This window comes from Paenibacillus sp. EKM10P (assembly GCF_011800655.1).
Taxonomy (GTDB): Bacteria; Bacillota; Bacilli; order Paenibacillales; family Paenibacillaceae; genus Paenibacillus; species Paenibacillus polymyxa.
Genome location: NZ_JAALET010000004.1, coordinates 442,997 through 468,459, shown reverse-complemented (window position 1 = coordinate 468,459; position 25,463 = coordinate 442,997). Strand labels below are relative to the sequence as shown.

At 46.1% G+C, this 25,463-nt stretch carries 12 protein-coding genes; 1 reads left to right on the top strand and 11 read right to left on the bottom strand.

Annotated elements, in window-relative coordinates; genetic code table 11:
* The 10 genes from HFE01_RS14575 to HFE01_RS14530 all read right to left on the bottom strand — a co-directional run.
* Window positions 1-5,909 (bottom strand): SDR family NAD(P)-dependent oxidoreductase (locus HFE01_RS14575; RefSeq protein WP_167442861.1); only part of this gene is annotated, 5,909 nt, incomplete at its 3' end.
* Window positions 5,893-17,022 carry a non-ribosomal peptide synthetase gene (locus tag HFE01_RS14570; protein ID WP_107733331.1) on the bottom strand — a complete coding sequence of 3,710 codons (11,130 nt, stop codon included), beginning with the start codon at window positions 17,020-17,022 and terminating at the stop codon, window positions 5,893-5,895. The genes HFE01_RS14570 and HFE01_RS14575, both read right to left, overlap by 17 nt.
* A gap of 232 nt (window positions 17,023-17,254) precedes the next feature.
* Window positions 17,255-18,004 (bottom strand): polyketide synthase, encoded by a 750-nt coding sequence (locus HFE01_RS14565; RefSeq protein WP_016821481.1) that lies wholly within the window; start codon window positions 18,002-18,004, stop codon window positions 17,255-17,257.
* 46 nt (window positions 18,005-18,050) lie between these two features.
* Window positions 18,051-18,818 (bottom strand): enoyl-CoA hydratase/isomerase, encoded by a 768-nt coding sequence (locus HFE01_RS14560; RefSeq protein WP_167438382.1) that lies wholly within the window; start codon window positions 18,816-18,818, stop codon window positions 18,051-18,053.
* Complete coding sequence (locus tag HFE01_RS14555) at window positions 18,815-20,077, bottom strand: hydroxymethylglutaryl-CoA synthase family protein (protein ID WP_016821483.1); 1,263 nt, start codon at window positions 20,075-20,077, stop codon at window positions 18,815-18,817. Before HFE01_RS14555 ends, HFE01_RS14560 begins: the two co-directional genes overlap by 4 nt.
* Before the next feature lie 15 nt (window positions 20,078-20,092).
* Window positions 20,093-21,340 (bottom strand): beta-ketoacyl synthase N-terminal-like domain-containing protein, encoded by a 1,248-nt coding sequence (locus HFE01_RS14550; protein WP_025365242.1) that lies wholly within the window; start codon window positions 21,338-21,340, stop codon window positions 20,093-20,095.
* Window positions 21,318-21,557, bottom strand: a complete 240-nt coding sequence (locus HFE01_RS14545; protein WP_016821485.1) for an acyl carrier protein — start codon at window positions 21,555-21,557, stop codon at window positions 21,318-21,320. Before HFE01_RS14545 ends, HFE01_RS14550 begins: the two co-directional genes overlap by 23 nt.
* Before the next feature lie 25 nt (window positions 21,558-21,582).
* Complete coding sequence (locus HFE01_RS14540) at window positions 21,583-22,338, bottom strand: 4'-phosphopantetheinyl transferase family protein (RefSeq protein WP_228552566.1); 756 nt, start codon at window positions 22,336-22,338, stop codon at window positions 21,583-21,585.
* A 114-nt stretch (window positions 22,339-22,452) separates the two neighbouring features.
* Window positions 22,453-22,983 carry an antiterminator LoaP gene (gene loaP / locus HFE01_RS14535; protein WP_206704151.1) on the bottom strand — a complete coding sequence of 177 codons (531 nt, stop codon included), beginning with the start codon at window positions 22,981-22,983 and terminating at the stop codon, window positions 22,453-22,455.
* A gap of 318 nt (window positions 22,984-23,301) precedes the next feature.
* On the bottom strand, window positions 23,302-23,961 hold the full coding sequence (locus tag HFE01_RS14530; RefSeq protein ID WP_243208196.1) for an MBL fold metallo-hydrolase: 660 nt from the start codon (window positions 23,959-23,961) through the stop codon (window positions 23,302-23,304).
* A gap of 524 nt (window positions 23,962-24,485) precedes the next feature.
* Between HFE01_RS14530 and HFE01_RS14525 the strand changes: the two genes are divergently transcribed.
* Window positions 24,486-24,962 carry a carbohydrate binding domain-containing protein gene (locus HFE01_RS14525; protein WP_243208195.1) on the top strand — a complete coding sequence of 159 codons (477 nt, stop codon included), beginning with the start codon at window positions 24,486-24,488 and terminating at the stop codon, window positions 24,960-24,962.
* 222 nt (window positions 24,963-25,184) lie between these two features.
* Here the strand turns inward: HFE01_RS14525 and HFE01_RS14520 are convergent, their stop codons facing one another.
* Window positions 25,185-25,457, bottom strand: coding sequence for a barstar family protein (locus tag HFE01_RS14520; RefSeq protein WP_016821490.1), 273 nt, complete (start codon window positions 25,455-25,457; stop codon window positions 25,185-25,187).
* Window positions 25,458-25,463: the final 6 nt, after the last annotated feature.

The window sequence follows — 25,463 nt, the reverse complement described above, 5'->3', positions numbered from 1 at the left end:
TTGCCTCCCTTTCCGAAGCTCTTGCACTGTCCGTCTACGGACAGCATCTGATTCGCACAAAGTCCGACATAACTCAGCGGATGCAGATACAGGTTCACTCCTCCTGCCATGGCCAACTCGCATTCTCCGCGGTACAGATGCTCACACGCTTCATGAATCGCGGTCAATGAGGATGAACACATCGTATCCACTGGCATGCTCGGCCCCTGCAAATTAAACAGGTACGAAATCCGGTTGGCTACTGAGCTAAAGGAAGTGTGAGGGAATATTTGCGCTCCCTTCCTCCACAGATCAAGACCATATAGATCAAATCCTGTTTTGGTAATTCCCGCAAATACACCTACCCGGCTGTTATGTCGTACTGCAAGCTGTTCTCTGGTGTAGCCTGCATCCTCCATCGCTTCCCAGCAGGCTTCAATGAACAGCCTTTCCTGAGGGTCCATACTGAGTGCTTCCCGCGGTGCAATATTAAAAAACAGTGGATCGAATTCCGCAAAGCCTTCGATAAAACCGCCCCACTTGCTGTAACTTTTACCATGCGCAGCCGCTTCTTCTTTGTCAGGCTGGAAGAATCCTTCCAGCGACCAGCGTTCCTGCGGGATTTCGCCGATACAATCCTTCCCTGCTTTGAGATTTTCCCAATATTCGTTCATGTCCTTCGAACCTGGATACTTGCCTGCCATACCAATGATGGCGATCGGTTCACGTGTTTCCTCTGCGCCAGACTGCACATAGCTTTGAACCGGCTTCACGTAGCTTCGGGTAAGCTTCGCTGTCACCTCTTCCGCAATCGTTTGTTCCGCAACTGGCGCGCTTTCTTCTTCGGCACACTGGGTTGCCGCAGTCGTTTCCTCCACCAGCTGCATGTCTGGACTCATTCCGACCAACTGCATGCATTCCAGTGCGTATTCCGCCACTAAATGTTCTGCCAGGGCACGCAAGGTCTGGTACTCGTAAAACAGCGTCTTGGACAGCTCGCCAAAAGATCCTGCCAGCTTGGCATTCAACTGGGTAATCATGATGGAATCAATGCCATAGCGCTCTAGCGGTTCATGAGCTTCAATGCTACCAACGCTCAGCCGGGTCACCTCTCCCAACAGCGCCTTGAGATGATGCAAAGTTTTATCGTAAAGTAAGGCCGCATCCAGCTTTGGCGCAGATGCCTGTATCGCACGGACACTGATATGCGGAACGGATTTCGTCAGATAGGCCTCGATTTTTTCAGGCTCTCCTTCTAGGACCATCACCTGCTCTTTGCTTGAGGACAGGCATTGGTACAACGCCTGAATGCCCGACTCGGTCTGTAGAGGCGTAATGCCCATGTTCTGTCTCATGAGCTTTTCCGTGTCCGCATCAATCCTCATCCCGCCTTCTTTCCACAGCGGCCAGCGGATGGATAGCGTCCGGCCCCGCCGTTGCTGGGCTTCCACCAGGGTATTCCGGTATGCTGCGTACGCATCCATAAAGGCGTTGGCGGTGGCATAATCGGCCTGTCCCGGATTGCCCATACTGCCCGAGATGGAGGAAAAGAGCACGAAGAAGTCCAAATCCTGACCGTTGCTCACCTCATCTAGATGAACCAGCCCTTTAACCTTCGGACCCAGCACCTCGATAAATTCTTCCCTGCTTTTCTTGAGAATGAAGTTATCGTGAATGACCCCAGCGCAGTGAATAATCCCGTGAACACACCCGAATTCTTCCTGAATGCTTTCCAACAAGCTGGTAACCGTGTTCCTGTCGGTGATATCCCCCTGCTTGTACACTACTCTGGCTCCTGAGAACTCCAGCTCCTTCAGCCGGGTTTGTCTGTTGCCGTCCAGTGGCGAGCGGCCTGTCAGGATTAAGGTTGCTGCTTGGGTGCGCCGAACCAGTTCTTCGGCAACAAGCAGCCCCAGGCCGCCAGAGCCGCCGGTAATGAGATACACGCCACCGTCTCTCCATGGCAGCTTCTCTTCTGGCCGAGACGACTCGAACCTGCTCCAGCAAGCGGTTTTGCGTTGACCACCCTCATAGCGAATCCATCCATCCACCGGACTGCGGCTGTTTTCCTCCAGCTTCGCCAGTAGGCTTTCCGCAGATTCTCCCTGTTCCACTTCGATCAATTGGCCGATGAGTTTTGGATTTTCCAGTCGGGCGGTCTTCAGCAGACCCGAAAGTCCTGAAAAGAGCCGCCCTTCTCCAGCCGCCGTCACGACAAGCTGAACCAGCACCCTTCCGGCAGGCTTGTCTTTGAGCAGGCCTTGGATGCTCTCAAAGGCCTGAACTGCATAGGCCTGAAACCGCTCTTCCACACGGCTCTTCCCAGATGAGAAAGCCAAGATCTGCGCTGCTCCGTTCACTCGCGCTTCGAGCCGTTCAGGTAAAGCCTTGTCCGGCTCACACAGTAAGATGATACGGCGGTCGTAGGTAGGTGCTTCCACCTCTGGCGATACGTCCTGCTCCTTCCAAACTGGCTCTAGCAACAGGGTATGACTAGCTGTAGCCACAGGTTTTGCCTCTGCTCTGGAAATCGTTGATTTGGTTTCACTTTCTATACTTATGCTTTTAGCCACTTGGGTTTCATTCCCAGGCGCCCAATACCGCTCTTTTGCAAAAGGATAAGTCGGTAGTGGGATTCTGCAATACGGTTCATTTGAAAACAAACGTTCAAAGTCTAACGGATATCCCTGAACATATAAATCCGCAATCGTAGTTAAAAGCTCCAAATACTCGCGGGCTTCACCTGCATTTTGACAGTTTTGAATACATTCATTTCCATATCTCTTCAATGACGTTTGAATGCGTTGGTCTTTTTCGTGTAGTTCAGAATAATAAACTTGAGAAGAATTGCCTTTTTCCAGCCACCTTTTAAGGGACATGACAAGCTCACCTTGATTGCGGGCAACACATGCAAGCCGATGATTGCAGTGCTTTCTCCCAAGCAATAATGTATAGCTCATGTTACCGCAGTCTGCCTCAGGCTCCTGTTCGCAATAGGCAATCAGTTGCTCCACCTGACGGCGTAATTGTTGTGAAGTCCGGGCGGACAGCGGAATGAAATAAGCCGGCTTTTCGCAATGTCTTCGTTTCGTATGTGGAGCCTCTCCAATGACCAGGTGGGCATTAGTACCACTGGCACCAAAGGAGCTGACCGCAGCACAGCGTCTGGCTTCAGGCTCAATCAGCCAATTCTGCAACTGCGTATTGACATAAAAAGGGCTGTCCGCAAACTGAATATTAGAATTGCCTGATTGGAAATGAAGTGAAGGCGGAATCTGCTCATGCTTTAATGACAATAACAGCTTAATTACTCCTGTGATTCCTGCCGCAATTTGCGTATGACCGATATTCGTTTTAATGGACCCGATCGCGCAAAATCCCTTCTTGTCCGTATACTTTCTAAATGTTCGCGTCAATGCCTGATATTCAATTGGATCTCCCAATTTGGTACCTGTCCCATGTGCTTCCACCAATTGGATTTGCTCTGGATGAATATGAAAAGTATCGTACACATATTGCTCCAGCCGCTCCTGAGACTTCTGGCTTGGTGCAGTAAGTCCATTCGTGGTACCGTCCTGATTGATTCCTGAGCCTAAAATCACCCCATAGATGTGGTCACCATCGGCAACTGCTTCCTCAAGCCGTTTGAGTACAACCGCGCCAACAGCCTCTCCTGGAACCATTCCGTCCGCCCTGTCATCAAAGGTATAACAGTGCCCTGTGTGAGACAGCATTCCTGCTCTGTCACCGTATAAATAGCAACGAGGGGTTGTATGAATATACACCCCGCCAGCTAAAGCCATATCCGTTTCTCCAGACCATAAGCTTTGGCAAGCAAGATGGGTGGCAACTAGCGAACTCGAACAAGCTGTATCTACAGCTATTGCCGGTCCGTGAAGATTCAAGTAGTAGGAAATTCTGGCGGGAATCACGGAGCCCATATGTCCCCACAGTGCTTGCGGAGGCAGGTCTTCACCCAGCAATCGCTGGTAATCGCCTTCGGCACAGCCTACATAAACTCCGCACCGACGCCCATCCATCCCTGCACCCGCATAGCCCGCATCCTCTAGAGCATGCCATGCTTCCTCGAGAAACAATCTCTGCTGCGGATCCATGTAAGTTGCTTCCAGTCCGGAAATATTGAAAAAAAGCGGATCGAACTTATCAATATCCTCCAAAAAGCTTCCATAATTGCAGTAACTCGCATTTTTTTCCTGGTATTTTGAAAGATCCCACCGAGTTACCTCTTTTACTAAATCGTCGCCATTCTTAAGGTGATTCCAAAGCTCATCTACATTGTCAGACCCGGCAAACCGCCCGCTCATTCCAATAATCGCAATCGGCTCTCTTTGCGCCAAGCTTTTTCCTGTATTCTCCTGTTTAGGTCTTTCTGGCTCAATCGATGCACTTGCCGTTTGAACCGGATTAAACATATATTCCTTTTCCTTAGGCGCTTGGGTTTCACGGCTTGTATCTTTCCCATCCTCTATGGGATCAGCATTGTGTCCCAAAACTGGTAAAACGATGTCGCCGAATTGGCCTAAAATGTATAACGTCAGTTGTTTGACCGAACTGTAATCAAAGATGTCTGTAGTCTGCAAATGAATGCCCAGCCCCTGATTAACATCCTGTACAAAGTTGACGCCAAGAATAGAGTCCAGGCCATAATCTGCGAATGACTCATAGACATCAATCATAGAAAAGTCCACATTCAAGGCCTCTGCCAACTTCTCTACAATAAGCTCCCTGACATGCTCTTCAGCCATCTCATTGGATACATCAGCAGCTGATTGAATCCCTGTGTCACGCTGTTTCAATGGAGGCTTGCCAGGTTCAAGCTTCTGTTGATCCCGAAGTATACCATCGCTTTCAGCCACAATAATTTGCTGGCCTACTTCATGCGCTTCCTGAGCGGGGAAGAAGACCGACCGGAACCCCTCGCTTTCCAATACCTCCTGCCAACGTTCAGGGTATAAACCGGGAGAGCCTGGAATACGCAGCTCGGGGTCATTATAAAGCCACCATCCCTCCAACAGGCCAAAGGTTAGGTGGTTTAACAGCGAGTTTCCACTAATTTCATTGATAAGAATCAGGCCGTTTTTTCGCAGCGATGCTTTGACATTGCCTAATGTCTGCCGAATGTTCCTCGTAGCGTGCAGGACATTGGTGGCAATTGCAATATCATATCCGCCCGTGTCGATATCTTGTCCCACAGCCGACTCTTCCACATTAAAAATTTTATAAGTCAAGTAAGGATTTTGCGGGCCGTACTCTTTTTGAGCATGCAATAAAAATGCTCTGGATTTATCGGTATAACAGTATTCACGAATATGCTCCTGATAAGGTCGAAGCTTCCGGAAGAGCATAGCGCTGGTTCCTCCAGTACCTGCACCAATTTCAATAATTCGAATCGACCCTGACGGGTCATGCTTAAGCCGTTCATTCAAGTAGGAAACTACAATATCCCCCAGCACTTCATTAAAGTAATCTGCTGCAGGACTATTTTTATATATACCTTCTACCAGCTTCATAGAGGACTGAGGAAAAACAATGTCAGTGGCAGGTATGTTTCCGGTCAAAATTTCCGGCAGCTTGCGCAATGTTGATTCTACGAGTACAACCCAGGCCGAGAGATCCGGATTTTTCAGCCATTCCCCTTTCTTCAATTCCCATTCCTTCCATACAGCCTGCAGATCAACCAAAGCTGTATCCGTTACGCTATAAGAGTCTCCTTTACGGTAAAAATAATGATTCCGCGCCAATACCTCTATGCTTTCTTCAAGCCAGCGATCGTATAAATTCAGCAATGCTGTTTTGGTTTTAAAATCATTAATCATAGCTTTCTTGTCCATATGTGCATAGGGGCATAATCCCATCAACTGCAAATAACCCCATAGCAATTTGCATAAGACATCATTCATTTCCTTCATCTGTAAGCCTCCTCATCCGATTAGTCCCTCGCGTCGTCCCATCCTGTTCCGAGTAAGCTTGGTTGTCGACCATAGTCGAAGGAATTCTTTCGTATTCAGCCGCTAGATAAGAAATATCTGGCATCTTCTTCATTTTGACACTGGTGGAAATATGGCTCTGAATATTCTGGATATACGAAGGAATAGCTTCGGAATTTGGATCTTCGCTTTCTTTTTCATACTTTTGCGAAATATTTGCCGCTGTCTCAGGTGTTTTTTGATCAACAAATATATCTGTTGGCTGTACAGATTTGGTAGATTCAATGGAAGCCTGCTTGGTTTTAATATCCGTGATCCAATACCGCTCCTTTGCAAAAGGATAGGCTGGCAGGCTTATTCGCTGCGGCTTGGCATCTCCATAAAGCATGCTCCAGTCCATCGCCAGTCCCTTTACCCACAGATCCACTATCTTCGCGTATTTCCGTTTCCCGATCCAGGCAGCGATCGTTTTTTCCATATCTTCATCTTCTAACAGTGCGGACAGTGCCTCTTTGTTTCGCTTGACCTGTCCTCGATACAGCTCGGAAATCCCGTCGTGGCCTTCCAAGAATCTTTGCAGCTTTTCCACCAGTTTCGGTAGCGATTCAGCAATGACCGCTAGGCGTTCTTCCATCGCTTCACGTCCTAACTGGAGCGTGTAGGCTGCATCGGCCAGATTGCCCTCTGTGACCTCTCCTTTCCCGATCACGGACAGCAATCTCTCGACCTGCTGCTTCAGCCGTTCCTCATTTTTGGCCGACAATACGATAATCACAGGATGGTGAGCTGTTACACGAATGGGCATCTTCTCTTCCGGAACGTACTCTTCGATGATGACATGGGCATTGGCGCCTCCTGCTCCAAACGATGAAATCCCTGCCATTCTCGGGTATTCCCGTGTCTCTCCCTCGAGCTCAACCACCGGCCGCTTCCATTCCTCCAGCTCCTGCTGGACAACAAACGGCGTCTGCTCAAAAGGAATGTTCGGATTCAGTTCCTGGGCATGCAGACTGGGAACCAGCGTCCGGTTTTTCATCTGCAGGACAATTTTCCCAATCCCTGCGATGCCCGCCGCCGCCTCCAAATGTCCGATGTTGGACTTCACAGAGCCCACAGCACAAAATCCCTTATCTGCTGTATCCTTTCTGAAGGCCTGGGTCAGACCGGTTACTTCAATCGGATCTCCCAGTTCTGTGCCGGTTCCGTGAGCTTCGATATAGCTAATGGTCCGGGCATGTACCCCGGCTCGTTCCAAAGCCGACCGGATTAGCTCCCCTTGAGCAGTCGGGTTAGGCACGGTATACCCGTTGGTCTTGCCTCCATGGTTGATGCTCGTTCCCCGGATGACCGCATGGATCGGGTCCCCATCTGCTATCGCCTTCGACAACGGCTTCAATAGCACGACCCCCACACCTTCTCCTGGGACAAAGCCGTTGCCTCCCTTTCCGAAGCTCTTGCACTGTCCGTCTACGGACAGCATCTGATTCGCACAAAGTCCGACATAACTCAGTGGATGCAGATACAGGTTCACTCCTCCTGCCATGGCCAACACGCATTCTCCGCGGTACAGATGCTCACACGCTTCATGAATCGCGGTCAACGAGGACGAACACATCGTATCCACTGGCATGCTCGGCCCCTGCAAATTAAACAGGTACGAAATCCGGTTGGCTACCGAGCTAAAGGATATTTGGGGGAATATTTTGGCCCCCATCTTCCATAATTCCGGCCCATAAAGCTCGTAGCCCGTTTTGGTAATTCCCGCAAACACACCTACACGGCTGTTATGTCGTACCGCAAGCTGTTCTCTGGTGTAGCCTGCGTCCTCCATCGCTTCCCAGCAAGCTTCAATAAACAGCCTTTCCTGAGGATCCATGCTGAGGGCTTCTCGCGGTGCAATATTGAAAAACAATGGGTCGAATTCCGCAAAGCCTTCGATAAAGCCGCCCCACTTGCTGTAGCTTTTGCCATCAGCCACCGCTTCCTGTTTGTCAGGCTGGAAGAATTCTTCCAGTTTCCAGCGTTCCTGCGGGATTTCGCTGACACAATCCTTTCCTGCCTTGAGATTTTCCCAATATTCGTTCATGTCCCTCGAACCTGGATACTTTCCTGCCATGCCAATGATGGCAATCGGTTCTCGTGTTTCCTCTGCGCCAAGTTCCGCGTAGCTTCGAATCGGCTCCACGTAGCTTCTGGACTTCGCTGTCGCCTCCTCCGCTATCGTCTGCCCCGCAATTTGCGTGCTTTCTTCTTCAGCGTACCGGGCTGTCGCAGCCGTTTCCTCTACCCGTTCCTTGTCCGTGCTCATTCCAACCCATTGCATGCACTCCGGTGCATATTCCGCCACTAAATGTTCTGCCAGGGCACGCAGGGTCTGGTACTCATAAAATAGCGTCTTGGATAGCTCGCCAAAAGACTCTGCCAGCTTGGCATTGAGCTGGGTAATCATAATCGAATCGATGCCATAGCGCTCTAGCGGTTCTTGGGCTTCAATGCTACCGACGCTCAGACGGGTCACCTCTCCCAATAGCGCCTTGAGATGATACAAGGTTTTATCGTACAGTAAACCCGCATCCAGCTTCAATCCAGCTGCCTCTACCGCTCGAACATCGGTCTGCGAGACGGCTTTCGCCAGATAGGCCTTGATTTTCTCGGGCTCTCCTTCCAGGATCATCACCTGATCCTTGCTTGAGGTCAGGCATTGGTACAACGCCTGAATGCCCGACTCGGTCTGTAGAGGCGTGAGGCCCATATTTTGTCTCATGAGCTTTTCCGTGTCCGCATCGATCCGCATTCCGCCTTCTTTCCACAGCGGCCAGCGGATGGATAGCGTCCGGCCCCGCCGTTGCTGGGCTTCCACCAGGGTATTCCGATATGCTGCGTACGCATCCATAAAGGCGTTGGCGGTGGCATAATCGGCCTGTCCCGGATTGCCCAGACTGCCCGAGATGGAGGAAAAGAGCATGAAGAAGTCCAGATCCTGGCCGCTGCTTGCCTCATCCAGATGGACCAGCCCTTGGACCTTCGGCCCCAGCACCTCGATAAATTCTTCCCTGCTTTTCTTGAGAATGAAGTTATCGTGAATGACCCCAGCACAGTGGATAATCCCGTGAACACGCCCGAATTCTTTCTGAATGCTTTCCAGCAAGCTAGTAACCGTGTTCCTGTCAGTGATATCCCCCTGCTTATACACCACTCTGGCTCCTGAGGACTCCAGTTCCTTCAGCCGAGTTTGTCTGTTGCCGTCCAGTGTCGACCGCCCTGTCAGGATCAAGGTCGCTGCTCGGGTGCGCCGAACCAGTTCTTCGGCAACAAGCAGCCCCAGGCCGCCAGAGCCGCCGGTGATGAGATACACGCCCCCATCTCTCCATAGCAGCTCCTCATCTGACCGAGATGGCTCCAACCTGTTCCAGCAAGCGGTTTTGCGTTGACTATCCTCATAGCGAATCCATCCATCCAACGGACTGCGGCTGTTTTCTTCCAGCTTCGCCAGCAGGTTTTCCGCAAGTTCTCCCTGTTCCACTTCGATCAATTGCCCGATGAATTTTGGATTTTCCAGCCGGGCGGTCTTCAGCAGACCCGAAAGCCCTGAAAAGAGCTGTCCTTCTCCAGCCGCCGTCACGACAAGCTGAACCAGCACCCTTCCGGCAGGCTTGTCTTTTAGAATGCTTTGGATGCTCTCAAAGGCCTGAACTGCATAGGCCTGAAACCGCTCATCCACCCGGCTCTTCCCGGATGAGAAGACCAAAACCTGTGCCGCTCCGTTCACTCTCGCTTCAAGCCGTTCAGGTAAAGCCTCTTCCGGCTCACACAGTAAGATGATACGGCGGTCATAGACAGGGGCTTCGACCTCCGGCGCTACGTCCTGCTCCTTCCAGACTGGTTCAAACATCAGGGTATGGCTAGCTGCAGTCGCAGGTGCTTCCGCCACTACTCTGACCCTTGCTGCTCCAGCCTCAACCTCAGGAGCCCAGCAGCGTTGTTGAGCAAAAGGATACGTAGGCAGACTGATTCTTTTCGGTCGCATATCGTAATACAGCAATTTCCAATCGATATGGAAGCCTTTGGCCCATAGCTCTGCCAGCTTGTTCATTTCACGATTTGAGATCCATTTGCTCACTAATTCCTTGAACACTTCTTCCTGTTCAAACCATTGCATTGAATCTTGCTGGTTATTTTCTCCCCTCCAGCAATTCTCGATATGTTCTTGTCCATTCGCGAACGAATCCAATTTTTGCACCAGCTCGCTCGTATTCTTGACGATAAACGCTACCCGACATTTCATTGTCATTCGTCCTGTTTGAAGCGTAAAAGCTACATCCGATAAATTGATTTCTTGAGAAGCTGTCAAGAAAGCCGAGAGGTCCCCAGCATATGCCTTAAGGCGCTGATCATTTTTGGCAGACAAAGGAACAAGATACTTATCAGCATCGTTCACCAAACTGGATTTAGAACGTTCGGGTTCATCATTAGCTACAAATTGTTCGAAAATGGCATGAGCATTCGTTCCGCCTATGCCAAAGGAGCTCAGCGCCGCTCGATGGGGAGCCGACGCTTGTTCCCATTTCCGCAGTTTATCAACAACATAAAAAGGCGAATCAGACAAATGGATATCGGTATTGGGTGTATCGTAATTAAGCGTAGGAGGAATCTCATTATGGTATAAGCTTAAAGCGACTTTAATACACCCCGCCAAACCTGCTGCAGTGTCCAAATGTCCGATATTGGTTTTGACCGATCCAATACCACAAAATTGTTTTTTGGCCGTGTACTGCCTGAATGTATCATTCAAGGCTGCAAATTCAACCGGATCGCCCAATTTGGTTCCGGTTCCATGTGTCTCAATATAACTGATCGTTTCGGGATGAATTCCGGTTGATTCGATCGTCTTCTGAATAACTTCAGACTGACCCTTAACACTTGGAGCATAAAACCCTAGTTTGTCAGTCCCATCGTTGTTCACGCTAACCCCTCGTAAAATCGTATAAATATGGTCACCGTCTCTAATGGCATCCAGCGTTTTTTTCAGTAGAACAACTCCAACCCCTTCTCCGCCAATCATTCCGTCTGCCGAATCGTCAAAAGCTCTAATATGGCCATCACTAGAAAAGTTCAAGCCAGGCTGATATACATAACCTAAGCTGTTGAAAGGAAAGATTGTTGACGCTCCAACCAACGCGTATTTTGCTTCACCAGACAACAGGCTTTGCGAAGCTAGACGCAGTCCGACTAACGAAGAAGAACAGTTGGAATGCACAAATAAGCTGGGACCTTTAAATCCTAATTTATGAGAGATCATAGTAGGAATGGTCCCGCCTTGTGCCAAAATCCAGGTTACATATTCATCCGCATTCCTCAGGACATTAGGTGATTGCGATGCCAAATTAGGAATAAAGGCTTGATAAAAGCTGCTGCTCGCCGACATATACACGCTGGTTTCAGGAATCTCTTTGGAAACATAGCCAGCATCTTCAACGGCCTTCCATGCATGCTGTAGCAGCAATTTCATCTGAGGATCCATAAATTCTGCATTTTTCTGGGACAAATTAAAAAACTCAGGGTCGAAATACTCTTTTCCCTCAATCGTGCATTGTCCGGGCACATAGTTTGGATGCTCGACAATCTCTCTCTCCAGCCCTAACTGGGCTAGTTCTTCCTCAGAAAAGTACCGGACACTTTCCACCCCTGCCCTCAAATTGCTCCAAAACTCAATGTGGTTTTTTGCACCCGGGAAATGGGACGAAATTCCTATAATTGCGATACTATCCTCATAATAATCAGGGTAGGATGGTTTATGTTCATCTTCCTCCGAGTCTAATCCCTGTGAAATGGTATTTTTAGCGGTATCTGTTTGTTCTGTTGCAGAAGCTGGTGCCTCGCCTTTTACTTTCGTAATATAGGCACTAAGTTCCCTAACCGTTGGATACTTGAACAATGCTGTCACCGAAATATCACATTCCAGCTTGTCCTTGATCCTTCTAATCATCTCTGCGGCTGAAAAAGAATTTCCGCCCACGTCGAAAAAAGCATCATCCGTACTTAGATGATCGATATCCAGAAGCTTTTTCCATATTGTTAAAACTTGTTGTTCAACATCCGATTGCGGCAAATGGATTTTTCTTGTTGCTGTCGCCAGCTCGACCCTACGACCCATTAATTCCTTCCGATCTATTTTGCCATTCGGGGTCAATGGCAGCTTGTCCAGTTCGATAAAGAATGCTGGAATCATATAATAAGGCAAGAATGCTTTTAAATAATTTCGTACTTCTTTCGGATCAAGTGAGGATTCCCCGAACTGAGAGTTGTTACGTAAATAGTAGGCGACAAGCTGCTTATCCCCTCCTTGTTCCTTGGCGATCACGACACATTCATCAATTCCCGGATATGTTCTGACCTGACCTTCAACTTCACTTAGCTCAATTCGAAACCCGCGGATTTTCACTTGATAATCCATCCGACCCAAATATTCAATGGAACCGTCAGAAAGCCACTTGCATAAATCTCCGGTTCTATAGAGCTTAGTTCCGGGCTTGAATGGGTTGTCAATAAACTTTTCATCCGTAAGCACCGGCTGATTCAGATAGCCTCTGGCCAAGCCATTGCCCGAAATGAAAAGCTCACCCGGAAATCCGATAGGTACAGGTCTAAGGAGCTGATCCAAAATATAAATCTGGGTGTTGGCAATAGGCTTACCGATCGAAATCGGCTTGTCGGCGGTAATCGTTTGAATTGTAGACCAAATCGTCGTCTCAGTCGGACCGAACATATTCCATGCGTCACCGTTGTTATGCACAAAATAAGATTTCAATGTTTCCGAAAGTGCTTCTCCGCCACAGAGCATTTTCATGTTCTCTTCGTTCTTCCAGCCAGCTTGAAAAAGCATGGTCCAGGTCACAGGCGTTGCCTGCATCATTGTCGGTTTTATTTTTTGAATCTCCTGCTTGAGTCTTTCGGCATCCTTAGCCTTTTCAGAACTGCAAACATAGCATTGAGCGCCTTTAATCAAAGGCAGATATAATTCCAGTCCCGCGATGTCAAAGCAATACGTTGTCACTGCAAGCAATTTATCCTGCTCTGTTATGCCTGGCTTTTCTCCCATGGAAAGAAGAAAGTTGGTCAACGCTTTGTGCGGGATCATGACCCCTTTGGGTTTCCCTGTACTTCCAGATGTATATATCACATATGCCAAATGGCTAGGCTGCACTTCCCGTTTGAGTGTCTTTCTCCCCTTTATACTACTTGTCAGAAGATCCCATTCGTTATCAAGAACGATGCAGTTCACATGACTCCCTGCCAGCCGATATACTTTTTCCAGCAATTCCGATTGCGTAATGACAAGGGAAGCATTGGAGTCCTGCAGCATGTATTCCAATCTGTCCTCTGGATAGTCCGGATCAAGCGGTACATAGGCTCCTCCCGCCAGAAGGATTCCCAACAGCCCAATGACCATTTCTAAAGACCGTTCCATGCAAATTCCTACCAGCGTATCAGGGGTAACGCCCTGATTTTGCAAATATAGAGCGAGTAAAGTGCTCTTTTCTTTTAATTCCCGATAGGTAAGCGATTGTTCTTCATACACGACTGCAATAGCGTCAGGCGTTTTCCTTGCCTGTTTTATGAATAATTCAGGGAAGCATTTATCTGGATAACTTATTTCGGTTGCATTCCAGTCATAAAGGACGCTATTCTTTTCCTCTTGCAAAAGTAATGAATAGTCCTGCAGGGCAGCTGTAGGATTGCTCATAAGTGCTTCCGCTAATCCGATGTAACGCTCAGCCATCTGTACGATGGTTGATTCATCGAACAAACCGGAACGGTATTTGATATTTAATGTCAGCTCTTCTTCCTGCTCCAGCAGCTCCAATACCAGCTCATATTCACCTTCCTGGTGAATTTCCTCTACCAACTCAACGGTAAAGCTATCGCTATACGGCGCACAAAGCTGCTGCAAGCTTGAAGTTTGCAGAAAATTTTGGTAAGAAAAAACTGCCTGAAAAACAGGCGAGCTCGCCTGCAAACGTGGCACATTTAATGCTCGAACCAGAGCCGGAAAAGGATAAGGAGCATGATCCATCCCATTGACTACGGTGATTTGCAATTTTTTCATAAAATCCAGGAATGTCTCTGTTTCCGACACTTGGCTGCGTATTGGAAGCATATTGACAAAATATCCGATTAATTGGTCAAAACGCTCCTCTGGTCGTACCATAACTGGCATTCCAACGATGATGTCTTCCTGTTTCGAATACTGGTTAAGCAATATCACATACATACCTAACAAGACGGTAGACAAGCTCATATATTGCGTACGGGCGAAAGATTTTACCCGATTGACCCAATCAACTGGAAGCCGCTTGGTGTATGTTTGTCCTTCCATGCTCGGAGTCAGAAAACCTGAACGGTTATATGGAAGCTCTAGAGTCGGTAAAGCATCCGACAGTTGTTGCTTCCAATAGGAAAAATGCTTTTCCCCTTCTGCACTCGCCAGCATCGTTTGTTCCCATTCCACAAAATCGCTATAGCTCGCGGCAGGTGGTAAAACGACTGGTCTCTTTCCTTGTCCCAAGTCCTTATATGCATCTAAAAAGCTTTGAATAAAAAGGATGAAAGAACTACCATCAAAAATAATATGATGGATGACCACCAGTATGAAATGTTCTTGTTCGGACCTGGACATCAGATAAACACGCATCAAAGGGTCCTGTTCCAGCGCGAATGGCTGCTTTGCCTTGCTCCGAATAAAGGGAATGATTTCATCCGCTTTCAAGCTTGAAATATCCTCTATCTGCATATTGAACGGCTGAGCAGACTCCAGCTTTTGATAAGGTGTCCCATTATCCTCTTCAATCACACTTTTTAGAATAGGATATTGCTCTAAAACGGTGTGGAAAGCCTGTTTAACGTTCTCTATCTCAACTTTCGTATTAAATCGGAGACATATTGGTACATTGTAAGCATTTATTTCAGGAGACATTTTATGTAATAGCCACAACCCTTTTTGAACTTCAGAAAGTGGATTCCGTTGCAAACCATGCAGGATTGTTTCGGTCTTGATCTCTACAACCCGTTTATCTTTTTCGATCTTTTTGGCTAAATAAGCCGATAGTAGTTGAATCGTTGGGTAATCTAGAATTTCTCTTGCATTAACCTTGATCGGATAAGATTTTTCAATGCCGCGTATGAGCTTCATGATAAGAATGGAATCGATGCCATAACCGTGAATATTTTTATTCAAATCCATTGCCTCGGACTCCAAATTCAGTTCCCGTTGCAAAAATTGCACCATATATTCCTGAATCTTCAGCAGTATCAACGAAACAGCGTCTACAGTAGCATCCGTTTCTCCAATACCCGAATGCGCTGTTGAGAGTGCACTCCGATATTGATAAAGTACCCTAAGCTCTTGTTTGATGTAAGCATTACGGCAAACCTTTCTTTGAATTTTCCCGCTCCCCGTTTTGGGAATACTACCTTTTGGCAGCAAATATATATCATAAATTTCAAGTTGATGTGTCCCAGATACAGCATTTAACATCTTTTCGACCAGTCGTTTATATTCCTGCTCATGAAGGGACGTTTCAATCTCTTGTACGACGATTACCTTTTCCTGGCCTTTGACTTCAGAGGCAAATACAGCGATAGGCAAGGTCAACTCCGGCATATTCTTTTGGATGGTCCATTCAATATCGACAGGATGATGATTTTTGCCGTGAATGATAATGACTTCCTTCTCTCTGCCGATGACATAAATATGATTGTCTACAATAAAGCCAAGGTCACCTGTACGGAAAAAACCGCCTTCTTGTGTACTGGAAAGTACTGCCTCAAAAGTGCTGTCCGTTTCTTGCTTCCTATTTAAATAACCCTCTGCCATCCGATCGGATTTAATCCAAATCTCGCCGATTTCCTCTGGCAGGCAAAGCATATGACTTTCAGGATGAACAATCCGTATTTCTGTCGGAGCTTCGATCTCCCCGCAACTGACAACGGACTTCGATGGGTTCTTCTCATCTGTGTATTCGACTCTTCTTTGCTCCAAGCTAGGAATATCCAAATTAAGAAATCTCATCGACTGGCCCGGTTTTACACTGGTAACAGGACACAGCTCAGATAAGCCAAGAAGAGGACAAAATATATCTTCTTTAAGCCCCAATGCCCGGAAATGATGGACAAAATTTTCGTAACTTTCCTTCCGAATGGGCTCACCTGCACATATAATAGCTTGAAGATGGTGCAAAGAATATTCCTGTAGTGAAGCTACGTCCAAGGTGGAGCAGCAGTAATCGAATGCAAAGTTTGGCGCAGCCGTATGGGTAGCCTGATACTTGTCAATCATCTGAATCCAGTGCTCCGGATTTTTAGCAAAGCTTTCTGGCGGGAGAATAATGCTTGAGGCGCCATTCAATAGCGGTACCAAAATATTGTTTTGCAGTCCAAAAGCATGGAATTGCGGCATCCAGGAAACGATACGGCTATTTTGGTCAATTCTCCATTGCTCAGCCTTAACCTGATTCATCAAACATCTATGGCTGAGAATTACACCTTTAGGCAGTGATGTAGAGCCTGATGTGTACAGCAAAAGGGCCATATCTTCAGGTGCTGGCATTCTCATCTTTATATCTACGTGGGCGGCGCTCTCTTGAAGAATCTCATCAATATTTAGGATACGAAACGTTCTATACTCCGGTTGTGTTTGGAGAAAAGCTTTGAAGGCAGTATTGGTTATGATACATACAGCCCCGGAATCCGTTTGAATAGGCTTTATTTTCTCAAGCATTTTTTCATCTGGCTCTGCTGCTGTAATGGGTGTAGGGATGGCTACGATGTTTGCATAAAAACATGCCAGCATGCTGCTGATATATCCCAGACCCTGAGGAAATACAAGGAGCGCTCTTTCCTGCGCAGCCAGTTCTTTCATTAGAAAGTTGCCCAAAGTTTGCACTTGCAGCAAAAGCGTGGTCCCCGTAAGAACGTGAGGATGCTCTCCTTCATTCTCAAAAGTAAACAACTCTGTTTCAGGAAATTGCCGGCAAGTTTCCATAAAAGAAAGGATCGGGATATTAAAGTCTGATCTTTGATCATGTTTACGTGTCATTCATCCACCAACTCCTCAAACACAAAATTTAAATACAACATGAGCTAAATGCTTATCACGATGTCTATTTTGAGCTACTGTTTCACGCTTGAAGCGTTGCCTAACGAAAGTAGCAAAGAAAAAACGAGTGATGAGAAAGGCTATGCGCCCCTTTCACACTCGTTTCCAGATTCCCATGAAAAACCGTAAAAGCGTCCAACAAATATAAATAAATAAGGATGTGAAAAAATTATTATTTTCCAAACAGGTTGATGATTCGTTCTTTAACCTCGGCTTGGTGAAAGGTCTTCTCATGCATAATCAGCTCTTGTTCTACGATTTTGGGAAGCTGAGCGCGGAGTGGAGCAACCAGATGATCCTTTAATGTGATTAATGAAAATCTGGGTTTCTCGGCCAGCTGTCTAGCAAGATCCAATCCATAGCTCATCACTTCTTTGCGAGGCAAAACTGGAAACGGCACTCCTCGCTTCTCCAGTTCTGCGCCTCGGTAATTCCCCCCATTTAACAATAATTCTTCTCCCAGGCTGAACCCGAGTTTTTGGGGAAGAATGAACGTCGCACCCATTCCTGGTGTAAATCCGTATCTCATAAAATTAGTCGTGTACATACTTTCCTTACTCAGGATTACGAAATCAGAAAATAGCCCCATGACAAAGCCCCCACCAACCGCATGGCCCTGCATAGCAGCTATCACTGGAACTTTGCAGTTCAATGCTAGAGAGTAAATATTTTCATCAGTAAACTTTGATGTTCCTTCATGTATAGCCAATAGTCCTTCTTGCGTCCCACCCGTGGCAAAGTAGTTGTCATACCCTGTTATAATTACGACTTTGCAGGTCGAGTCATCCTGGATCGTACGGAACGCTTCTCTAAGTCCATGAGTCATTTCAAGTGTAAATGTATTTTTATGAACTCTATCTTGCATTGTTACTTGAATAATCCCTCGCTCGATCTCAAGTAACTCAACCACAGATTGTGACATGATGATCTACTTCCCCCTCAGCATCCCGTCTTGTGGCAAACGCCCATCAGTCCATCCACGGAAATTGACCTGTTTCGACATATCGGAAAATGCCCTTCAGATTTTGAGCGTCTGAAAACACCTCTTGATTGGACGCCAGCGCCAGTGATTTATACTGACGCAAATCGCTGAGTTCGTCCATAAAGCGTTTGTAGCGTAAAATACCCGTTTTGGACAATCGTCTGAGGCGTAATAAATGCTTGCGCAGCACCGTATCACTCTGGGCATCATATGCATCGACTAATCCCCATGTAAGAGCCTGCTCAACCATAATCGGCTGTGTCATTAATGTCAAATAATTCGCTTTTTGGAATCCAATTCTGCGTACTAAAAAGGGCAAAACACAAGCAGGGAAAAGCCCAAATAACAATTCCGACAGACTGAACTGTGCTGTCTGATCTGCTATCACAATGTCGCTGGCAGCAATAAATCCAATGCCACCAGCGTTTGCCTTTCCTCGCACATGAGAAATCGTGATATAGGGCCCTGTCGCCAGTTTTAACCACAGATCATATAGTGGTTCTGGATTCTGTGCATGCTCATGCTCATGTTCATTTGCCATTTTTTCGTACATTCCTTGAAAATCCGCTCCAAGACAGAACACCTCCGGCAGGCCTTCCAAAACAACGATCGTAACCGACTCCTCACACAGTGCAAGCACATGCATGCATTCCTCAATGAGGGTGTTATTAATCGTGTTATTTGCCTCTGGTCGGTAAAACCGTAAATAACAAATCGATTCTTGAAACCGAACCTGAATTGTTTGATAATTCATGATTCCCACCGATATTTGCGGTGGAATTCATAGATTTCCTCCAGATATAATCGCTGTCTCCCTTTCCCGGAATCGATCACTCCAGGAACCAATTGAAAATCAAGTTTGGTGTTGCGGGTTCCAAAACGTACAGCGCCACTGCCTTTCAGCAAGGATTCATATTCATCCATGGATAATTGATACCGATCATTCAAATTACGCTCGATCTCAAAACGACGCAGATATTCCTGGCTTTGCGGCATCACTACCCCGCTATAAAATTCCGAGCAGCAGCCTGATCCATAGGAAAAGCAACCAATCCGCTTCGGAGAATCAAATGTGCCCTTATCAATCGTGCCTGCCAAGGACAGGTACAAGGTCGCACCCATAATATTGCCGACTCGTTGGCAATACTCCAATCCTGGCTTGACACGTTGTACATAATCCGCCTCAATCTCATTGGGCTTGGCCTGAGTAATCCTTCGCATCATCGTGCGATGCGCTCCTTTTACCATTCCACCGAATGGAGTATGGAAGGAAAGATACTGGAAGGTATCTTTATAATCCACTCCTTGTACCCGTTTCTGGTATTCCAAAAATGCTTGCTCGCAGCAGTCCAGATAGGACATTAAAGACAAGTCCGCATCTCCGGCCTCGCTATCTGGTATCGGCCGGCAAGTATCCATCACCTCATAGCCATAATATCCATTAGCGCCCGCATCGACTTGGAATATATGAGGATTTTCACTAATGAGCATGGCCACAGCCCCTGCCCCTCCGCTTGGTTCAGCGTAAGACCAATCCTCACTCAAAACATCCCCGCCTTCAGCGGCAATAAATCGTGAGATATCACTGGCAATAACAAGCGCTTTAGCCCCTGGCGAGACTTGGGATAAAATAAAATTCACCGCCATTTGGAGTCCGGCAGTACCCGAATAGCAGGCTTGCTTGAGTTCAAATAGCCTGCAATTCCGATTCAGTCCCAAATAGTGGTGAATATATGTACTGATTGATTTTCCAAAATCAATTCCTGATTCTGTACAGGTGATGAGCATTTCGATGCGGTTTTTTTCCGCTTCAGAGAGGGCGTCCACCAGCGGTTTTGCCGCATTGACTCCAAAGGTAACCGGATCTTCATAGGGCAGGGCAACAGCCTTTTCTTTCATTAATAAATTTTCAAATCTCGCAGGGTCCAACTGTCTGTGCTGCGCTAATTGCATGACATCTAGATAGGCTGAGCCCCCAAAAACATTCATTGCTTCTATTCCTACCAATACCATAATGCTCCCCCTTTCTTAAATGCCCGACTCATACTTTTGCATACAGATGGCCGTATTGATCCCGCCAAATCCCATGCTCAAATTCATAGTATTGTGAATAACCGCTGGGATGGACTCATTTTTCACCCAGTTGCAATCCACTTTGATCGGCTCCTCCAAATTGCGGGTAGGATGAAGTTTCGACTCTTTCATTTGTAGAAGAGTAGCAATAATTTCAACCGTCCCGGCTGCGCTCAGACCATGCCCGATAATGGATTTGGTTGCATTGATGTAAGCATGTGATAATTGGCAATCCTGTATTGCCTTTATTTCGATCTCGTCCCCAATTACAGAGCCTGTCCCATGGGGATTAATATAATCAATTTTTTCCGGCGACAGTTTCGCTTTCTCCAAGGCCCTTTTAATCACTCGAACCTCGCCTTCATAAGAAGGATTGGGGTTCCGGTTCCGATCCATCCCCATATCCCAGCCTGCAAGCTTTGCATAAGGTTTCCCCTGCCGCTTCATTGCAAAATCCGACCGCTCTATGACGATAACTCCGCAAGATTCCCCGTATATAAATCCATCGTGCATCTTATCAAAGGGGCGACACGCCATTGCTGGTTGGTCGGCATATCGGTCGCTTCCCATGGCTCCCAAGGATCGCAATGCCTGGCATTCCAAATACGAAATATCCATCAACGCCCCCATCGCAATGCACACATCAACCCGATTTGCTTGAATTGCCTCAATCGCTTGAATGATGGCGACTTGTCCGCTCGCGGAAGCCCCGCCGACAGTATATGCTAACCCTTGAATACCGAATTGCTCAGTGCATAATCCGCACAAATCAGTATCCATAAAGGACAGCCCATAGGTCGGAGATACAAAGTGCATTTTTTCCCGATAAGCCTCATAGGTTTGAAATAATTCCCGTTGCTGAAAATTGGAGCCTCCAATCACCAATCCTATGCGGCTAGGGTCGACGTCATCCAATTGAGCATCATCCCAGGCCTCTTGAAGGGTAACCATTGCCACCTGTCCTGAAAATGATGCGGTTCGTAACATTCGTTTGGAAATGGTCTCCGGATAAGACAGAGATGGCAGCTCCGCACCTATAAATGAAGCTTCTCCCTTTCTGCCTGGACGTTGCATAACTCCAAATGCATGTTGCCCTTTGAACAGCGCCGAAGCAAAGGCAGTCTTCCCTTGCCCAATCGACGAAGTAACACCAACTCCCGTAATAACTAACTCAGGCTCTTTATAATTTGGCATAGAGCGCATCTGCCAACTCTCCTACATTTTTAACGCCAGATAACTCAACGCGCGGAATATTAAGAGATAATGCTTCCATAGACTTCATTACAATATCGGCTCGATCTACCGAATCCGCACCCAAATCTACCAAGCGATCGTCATACTGAAACTGGTGATCGTTTAATTCCGGTAGAACTTCACAAATACAACCTTTAACGATTTCGAATACTTCTTCTTTACGCATGTATATCCTCCTAAAATTGGGTTATTTACAAACAGCTTGGATGGAAAATCGGATTAAATTGCTCATACAATTGAGACATATTGATACTCCATTCCGTCTTCCTTGGCGCTGCAATAGTAAAGATGTAGTTACCCAACCGATACGACTGGGCGGCATATTGCGGAAAATGCGAAAATGTACTCCGAAAGCATCCACTATTAAATCTGATCTCGTTAATTTCAAGCACTTGCAATGATGCGGTAAAGCCTGTGCGCAATATTTTCGAAATCGCCTCCTTTACCGTCCAAGAAACCGTCAATAAAACAGAGTATTCCTCTACTCCTCGCACGGCTGCGATTCTTTCCCTTTCTTCCGTCGTCAATTGGCTTTCCATGGTCTTATTTCGGTTAGGACTTATCCTCTCAATATCAATCCCCATAGGATGCGCTTCTGGAAAAACAACAGCGGTCCCGATATCATCACAGTGGGCAATGCTCACTTGGTAACCAGGGACTCCGGTAGTTCGAAGCAAGGGCTGGCCGAAAACACCTGTCTCCACGCTTATGTTGCGTAGGTTCTGCTCCCTTAACAGCACGGATGCTGCTTGTTTTGCACTTAGCCTGCCAAGCAGAAAGTTGGATTTTCGGCGCTGGAATAGCAGGCTCTCAAAGTAGCTACACTCATCTGAATGAAAAATCTCCGGATCGAGAGCAGCATCGTCACGGCAAACTGCATGTACAAAACTAACAGCCGCCTTCATCACGATATCTTCCCGCTTCAACATGAGCTGTTCCGTATACATGGTCACATGCATATCCCCCTATGAATAGGCAAGCACAAACCAAAAAAAACCTTCAAATGCCTTAAGGGCTCTGAAAGCTTCCAAATGGAGAAGATATCCCCACGATTATTCTATTTAAACTTTACTAATAATTTCTAAAGCTACGTTCACTAGTCTGATATCACCCATAAATTCTAGCTGAATAACCGCCTGTCTTTTATGTCTGTCTATCTTCTTAACTATGCTGCTTCTTCCTTTAAGCGGCCCTTCTATGATACGTATATTGTCTCCTTCAATAATTCCAGTTGAGCATTCTATACAATATCTATCATTGCATAAACTCTCTAAAACTTGTCTCTCGCAATCTCGCATAGAAGCTTCTAACTTCGAATATCTCAATAAACGAATGATATCGCTGGAAGTATAAATCATTGAATTTGTACTTGTTACGAACTGCAAGTCAGGTAAGTTGGACTCAATAAACACATAACTAGGGAACAAAGGCGCTAATTCTTTCTTGACTGTTCCTGCTACTTTAAAAAGCCTCTCTTGGAGCGGTATAAATGGTTTGTAAACTTCAGAATCAAACCACTTATTAAAAAGTTGTTTAACCCTTTCTTCCCTACCCGTTCGCACAAAAAGCACGTACCAATTCACTCCGCTCATCTCCTAACAAAACATACTGCCAAATCAACCCCTATAATGTCTGCTGCCAGTGTATGCATAGCTTCGCCCTTTCACTTATCCTGCTTGATAAGCTACAATCTCTCACGATATGTCCCTCATCAGTGGTTAACGTGACCCGCCAGCGATTAACCGCAAACAAGTTCCTTTATTTTTCATATAATCATATAATTGGAATAGTATATTTCCATTATAATCCTCTGCTCAAACAGTGTCAATTGCCATTTTGGCAACAACCCGGTCTATATTTAAGGGGGTAGAGGCCCCATCACCCTTTAGAACTGCCCCCTTTTTACCAACTCATTTAAAATTGAATAAACCTTTTTGGTTGGGGCGCATTCTGAAATTAATAAACGGCTTCATGCTCGTAAATTGAAAATAAATATTTTCATCCATAAGGTGACTGAGTGGGAACCCAGGTGCTTTACCATATGAATGAGCAGGATAAATTTGAATGGAGCTATCAACCTCTCGCTTTATTTTTTGAACGCTATGATATAAGTCTTTCGGATCTCCTCCATTCGGATCACAAAAGCCACAACCTTCAATGAAAATGGTATCCCCCGTAAACAAGTGATTGGATAAAAGATAGCATACACTTCCCACGGTATGTCCTGGGGTCAAAAGACTTCTAATTTCTGTTTCTCCAAGTTTGATAATATCCCCATCTTTAACGGGATGTAAATTTTCACATCTAAAATGGTAATAATCGATTTCTTGTATTGACATGAATACGTGCGGTCTATACTTTTCCAGGAGCGGATTTACCAAATTAACATGATCTAAATGTGAATGGGTTAATAGTATGGCTCTGAGATTACCATTCAACTGTCGAAGATATAACTCTATTTTCGATAAATCCCATGACGGATCGACAATAGCAATGTCTCCTGTATTCTTATCCATTACAATATATACATAGTTAATAAAATTCATAAAACAGACTCTTAACTGTTCCATATGGTATGTCAGACTCATATCAGCTTCACTGAACCCACCTTCCCATGGCCAAATCCAAATTTGTGCGTCAAATTCACAGTTCAAATGCGGCTGAATTGATCTACATCACTATGCGTTTGCTATGTTGTAGTCTTTGCTAAGAGTTCCTGAATAACAAGCATTTCTGCGCTTTTCGGGATAATTTTCGTCTCCGATGTCTTTCTGTCAAAAGTTGCTGTACCAATGATTATACCAACTTATGCAATAGAAAGGCTTCGGCCCTCTGTTACAAGATTTTGCTCTATAAAGTCGTAAAACTCTTTCTTCGCTGTAATTACATAACCAAAAAAATACCGCCATACGGCGGTATTTTTGGTTTCTCTTAATATGAACACTATTATTCACACTTTCATAAACTACTAATACAAAATACATTTTTTACTGAAAGAGAGTTGGCTCAGATGAAACCTAAAAAAACTGGAAAAAGTACAGCTACTGTCCGTAGAGGGATGAATAGATCCCCTATACAATCTCAACCTCACGCAATGAAGAAGAAAAGAATATTGCCTACTCAGGCTGTTGTTAGAAACGGCGGCTTTGAAGATCAGGATTTGACACCTTGGATTGCAAACGTCAACAACGTGACAGGTCAAATCTTTATTACCAGAACCAACCCGCACAGTGGCAATCAAGCCGTCAGAATCTCAGCTAACCCGGGGCACAGCGTCTCGCTTAGACAAACGATTTCCGATCTGAGAAGAGGAAGAAGATACCGTGTGACCTTCTGGGTACGTAATTTGATCAGTCCTTTCGGTGGTCGGCTTCAAATTAGTTTAGGAGAGCAAACCTACACGATCCAGCTTAACTCGCTACCTTCATCACAATATGAGAGAGTCTCCCGTACCTTCTCAATCTCAGGGAATTCGGGGACAGTCTCCAGAGATTTAGTGTTTCGCGTTACAGCACAGGATGCTTTTGCAACCATTCTTTTGGATGATGTATCTATATCCAGATTAAGATAATAAATCATTTGGTAGCAGAATTATCATTACAAAACACAAAACTAAACTGAATTTTATAGCATGTAATTTTCCCAAAATTAAAGTGCCTCCTCCGCATATTAACGGTGAGGCGCTTCGTTGGTCCTGTGTACCTGCAGATACTGTAATCTATATAAAATACCAGAGTCTGTCCCCAATTCGTCTTTGTTCTCCTAACTAAAAGTGAAAATCTTAAAAAGATAATTATACTTTCACGTCAAAAGTAAAATTCTCCACCTCTTCTTCGGCTTCACGCATTAAATCCAACAAACGATCGGCATATTCTCCAAGGGATTTCCTGCTTGCGTGAAAATCAAGCCATTGAATTGTAAGTGGCATCGGGATGGAGCCAGTTAAGCAATCCCATAATGCATCCAAATTTCGACCGTAAGTTTGGTCTAATCCAAGCTGGGCTTGAAGTGTGTCATGTAATTCTTCTTTTCCATGAATGTTATTTCCATTTATAATTACAACCATCATAAA